The organism is Enterobacter cloacae complex sp. SYL003, from assembly GCF_049236925.1.
Classification (GTDB): Bacteria; Pseudomonadota; Gammaproteobacteria; order Enterobacterales; family Enterobacteriaceae; genus Enterobacter; species Enterobacter intestinihominis.
Map to the genome: position 1 here is coordinate 1 of NZ_JBMKJK010000044.1, position 4,329 is coordinate 4,329.

3 protein-coding genes are annotated in these 4,329 nt (G+C 50.0%); 1 reads left to right on the forward strand and 2 read right to left on the reverse strand.

From position 1 onward, the window contains the following. Positions 1-23: 23 nt before the first annotated feature. Together ACOT1A_RS24320 and ACOT1A_RS24325 are read right to left on the reverse strand one after the other, a co-directional pair. Positions 24-884, reverse strand: coding sequence for a broad-spectrum class A beta-lactamase TEM-1 (locus ACOT1A_RS24320; protein WP_000027057.1), 861 nt, complete (start codon positions 882-884; stop codon positions 24-26). A 182-nt stretch (positions 885-1,066) separates the two neighbouring features. Further along, positions 1,067-1,624, reverse strand: coding sequence for a recombinase family protein (locus ACOT1A_RS24325; RefSeq protein WP_001235713.1), 558 nt, complete (start codon positions 1,622-1,624; stop codon positions 1,067-1,069). 163 nt (positions 1,625-1,787) lie between these two features. Here ACOT1A_RS24325 and ACOT1A_RS24330 point away from each other — a divergent pair. Continuing rightward, positions 1,788-4,329 (forward strand): Tn3-like element Tn3 family transposase (locus tag ACOT1A_RS24330; protein ID WP_167821230.1); only part of this gene is annotated, 2,542 nt, incomplete at its 3' end.

A 4,329-nucleotide genomic window follows, 5' to 3' on the forward strand; every position in this document is an offset into this window, starting at 1 on the left:
TATGAGTAAACTTGGTCTGACAGTTACCAATGCTTAATCAGTGAGGCACCTATCTCAGCGATCTGTCTATTTCGTTCATCCATAGTTGCCTGACTCCCCGTCGTGTAGATAACTACGATACGGGAGGGCTTACCATCTGGCCCCAGTGCTGCAATGATACCGCGAGACCCACGCTCACCGGCTCCAGATTTATCAGCAATAAACCAGCCAGCCGGAAGGGCCGAGCGCAGAAGTGGTCCTGCAACTTTATCCGCCTCCATCCAGTCTATTAATTGTTGCCGGGAAGCTAGAGTAAGTAGTTCGCCAGTTAATAGTTTGCGCAACGTTGTTGCCATTGCTGCAGGCATCGTGGTGTCACGCTCGTCGTTTGGTATGGCTTCATTCAGCTCCGGTTCCCAACGATCAAGGCGAGTTACATGATCCCCCATGTTGTGCAAAAAAGCGGTTAGCTCCTTCGGTCCTCCGATCGTTGTCAGAAGTAAGTTGGCAGCAGTGTTATCACTCATGGTTATGGCAGCACTGCATAATTCTCTTACTGTCATGCCATCCGTAAGATGCTTTTCTGTGACTGGTGAGTACTCAACCAAGTCATTCTGAGAATAGTGTATGCGGCGACCGAGTTGCTCTTGCCCGGCGTCAACACGGGATAATACCGCACCACATAGCAGAACTTTAAAAGTGCTCATCATTGGAAAACGTTCTTCGGGGCGAAAACTCTCAAGGATCTTACCGCTGTTGAGATCCAGTTCGATGTAACCCACTCGTGCACCCAACTGATCTTCAGCATCTTTTACTTTCACCAGCGTTTCTGGGTGAGCAAAAACAGGAAGGCAAAATGCCGCAAAAAAGGGAATAAGGGCGACACGAAAATGTTGAATACTCATACTCTTCCTTTTTCAATATTATTGAAGCATTTACCAGGGTTATTGTCTCATGAGCGGATACATATTTGAATGTATTTAGAAAAATAAACAAATAGGGGTTCCGCGCACATTTCCCCGAAAAGTGCCACCTGACGTCTAAGAAACCATTATTATCATGACATTAACCTATAAAAATAGGCGTATCACGAGGCCCTTTCGTCTTCAAGAATTTTATAAACCGTGGAGCGGGCAATACTGAGCTGATGAGCAATTTCCGTTGCACCAGTGCCCTTCTGATGAAGCGTCAGCACGACGTTCCTGTCCACGGTACGCCTGCGGCCAAATTTGATTCCTTTCAGCTTTGCTTCCTGTCGGCCCTCATTCGTGCGTTCTAGGATCCTCCGGCGTTCAGCCTGTGCCACAGCCGACAGGATGGTGACCACCATTTGCCCCATATCACCGTCGGTACTGATCCCGTCATCAATGAACCGGACTGCCACGCCCTGAGCGTCAAATTCCTTTATCAGTTGGATCATATCGGCAGTGTCGCGGCCAAGACGGTCGAGCTTCTTAACCAGAATGACATCACCTTCCTCCACCTTCATCCTCAGCAAATCCAGCCCTTCCCGGTCTGTTGAACTGCCGGATGCCTTATCGGTAAATATACGGTTTGCTTTCACACCTGCGTCTTTGAGTGCTCTGACCTGAAGATCAAGAGACTGCTGACTGGTTGAGACCCGAGCGTAACCAAAAAGTCGCATAAAAATGTACCTTAAATCGAATATCGGACAACTCATGTCTATTATTACAAATTTACGATTTAATAGACATATTAATGTAACAGTTTTACGATGTCCGATAATTTATAACATTTCGTACGGTTGGAAAAATGTTACTAAATGCCCGTCAGGCAGGGAGGCCGATATGCCCGTTGACTTTCTGACCACTGAGCAGACTGAAAGCTATGGCAGATTCACCGGTGAACCGGATGAGCTTCAGCTGGCACGATATTTTCACCTTGATGAAGCAGACAAGGAATTTATCGGAAAAAGCAGAGGTGATCACAACCGTCTGGGCATTGCCCTGCAAATTGGATGTGTCCGTTTTCTGGGCACCTTCCTCACCGATATGAATCATATTCCTTCCGGCGTCCGGCATTTTACCGCCAGACAGCTCGGGATTCGTGATATCACCGTTCTTGCAGAATACGGTCAGAGGGAAAATACCCGCCGTGAGCATGCAGCGCTGATACGTCAGCACTATCAGTATCGTGAATTTGCCTGGCCCTGGACATTTCGCCTTACCCGTCTTTTATATACCCGGAGCTGGATAAGCAACGAACGTCCTGGCCTGCTTTTCGATCTGGCGACAGGGTGGCTTATGCAACATCGTATTATTCTCCCCGGAGCCACTACGCTGACCCGGTTGATTTCAGAGGTAAGGGAAAAGGCGACGTTGCGCCTGTGGAACAAACTGGCACTGATACCGTCAGCCGAACAGCGTTCACAGCTGGAGATGCTGCTGGGGCCAACTGATTGCAGCCGCCTGTCTTTACTGGAATCACTGAAAAAGGGCCCTGTGACCATCAGTGGTCCGGCGTTTAATGAAGCAATTGAACGCTGGAAAACTCTGAACGATTTTGGCCTGCATGCTGAAAACCTGAGTACACTCCCGGCTGTGCGCCTGAAAAATCTCGCACGTTATGCTGGTATGACTTCGGTGTTCAATATTGCCAGGATGTCACCGCAGAAAAGGATGGCGGTTCTGGTTGCCTTTGTCCTTGCATGGGAAACGCTGGCGCTGGATGATGCATTGGACGTTCTGGACGCCATGCTGGCCGTTATCATCCGTGACGCCAGAAAGATTGGGCAGAAAAAACGGCTCCGCTCGCTGAAGGATCTGGATAAATCTGCATTGGCGCTCGCCAGCGCATGTTCGTACCTGCTGAAAGAAGAAACACCGGACGAATCGATTCGTGCTGAGGTGTTCAGCTACATCCCAAGGCAAAAGCTGGCTGAAATCATCACGCTTGTCCGTGAAATTGCCCGGCCCTCAGACGATAATTTTCATGAAGAAATGGTGGAGCAGTACGGGCGCGTTCGTCGTTTCCTGCCCCATCTGCTGAATACCGTTAAATTTTCATCCGCACCTGCCGGGGTTACCACTCTGAATGCCTGTGACTACCTCAGCCGGGAGTTCAGCTCACGGCGGCAGTTTTTTGACGACGCACCAACGGAAATTATCAGTCGGTCATGGAAACGGCTGGTGATTAACAAGGAAAAACATATCACCCGCAGGGGATACACGCTCTGCTTTCTCAGTAAACTGCAGGATAGTCTGAGGCGGAGGGATGTCTACGTTACCGGCAGTAACCGGTGGGGAGATCCTCGTGCAAGATTACTACAGGGTGCTGACTGGCAGGCAAACCGGATTAAGGTTTATCGTTCTTTGGGGCACCCGACAGACCCGCAGGAAGCAATAAAATCTCTGGGTCATCAGCTTGATAGTCGTTACAGACAGGTTGCTGCACGTCTTTGCGAAAATGAGGCTGTCGAACTCGATGTTTCTGGCCCGAAGCCCCGGTTGACAATTTCTCCCCTCGCCAGTCTTGATGAGCCGGACAGTCTGAAACGACTGAGCAAAATGATCAGTGATCTACTCCCTCCGGTGGATTTAACGGAGTTGCTGCTCGAAATTAACGCCCATACCGGATTTGCTGATGAGTTTTTCCATGCTAGTGAAGCCAGTGCCAGAGTTGATGATCTGCCCGTCAGCATCAGCGCCGTGCTGATGGCTGAAGCCTGCAATATCGGTCTGGAACCACTGATCAGATCAAATGTTCCTGCACTGACCCGACACCGGCTGAACTGGACAAAAGCGAACTATCTGCGGGCTGAAACTATCACCAGCGCTAATGCCAGACTGGTTGATTTTCAGGCAACGCTGCCACTGGCACAGATATGGGGTGGAGGAGAAGTGGCATCTGCAGATGGAATGCGCTTTGTTACGCCAGTCAGAACAATCAATGCCGGACCGAACCGCAAATACTTTGGTAATAACAGAGGGATCACCTGGTACAACTTTGTGTCCGATCAGTATTCCGGCTTTCATGGCATCGTTATACCGGGGACGCTGAGGGACTCTATCTTTGTGCTGGAAGGTCTTCTGGAACAGGAGACCGGGCTGAATCCAACCGAAATTATGACCGATACAGCAGGTGCCAGCGAACTTGTCTTTGGCCTTTTCTGGCTGCTGGGATACCAGTTTTCTCCACGCCTGGCTGATGCCGGTGCTTCGGTTTTCTGGCGAATGGACCATGATGCCGACTATGGCGTGCTGAATGATATTGCCAGAGGGCAATCAGATCCCCGAAAAATAGTCCTTCAGTGGGACGAAATGATCCGGACCGCTGGCTCCCTGAAGCTGGGCAAAGTACAGGTTTCAGTGCTGGTCCGTTCATTGCTGA

What these genes read in the sequence shown, in the direction of transcription:
- ACOT1A_RS24320 (WP_000027057.1), bottom strand. Translation starts at nt 884, where the DNA reads ATGAGTATTCAACATTTTCGTGTCGCCCTTATTCCCTTTTTTGCGGCA.
- ACOT1A_RS24325 (WP_001235713.1), bottom strand. Translation starts at nt 1,624, where the DNA reads ATGCGACTTTTTGGTTACGCTCGGGTCTCAACCAGTCAGCAGTCTCTT.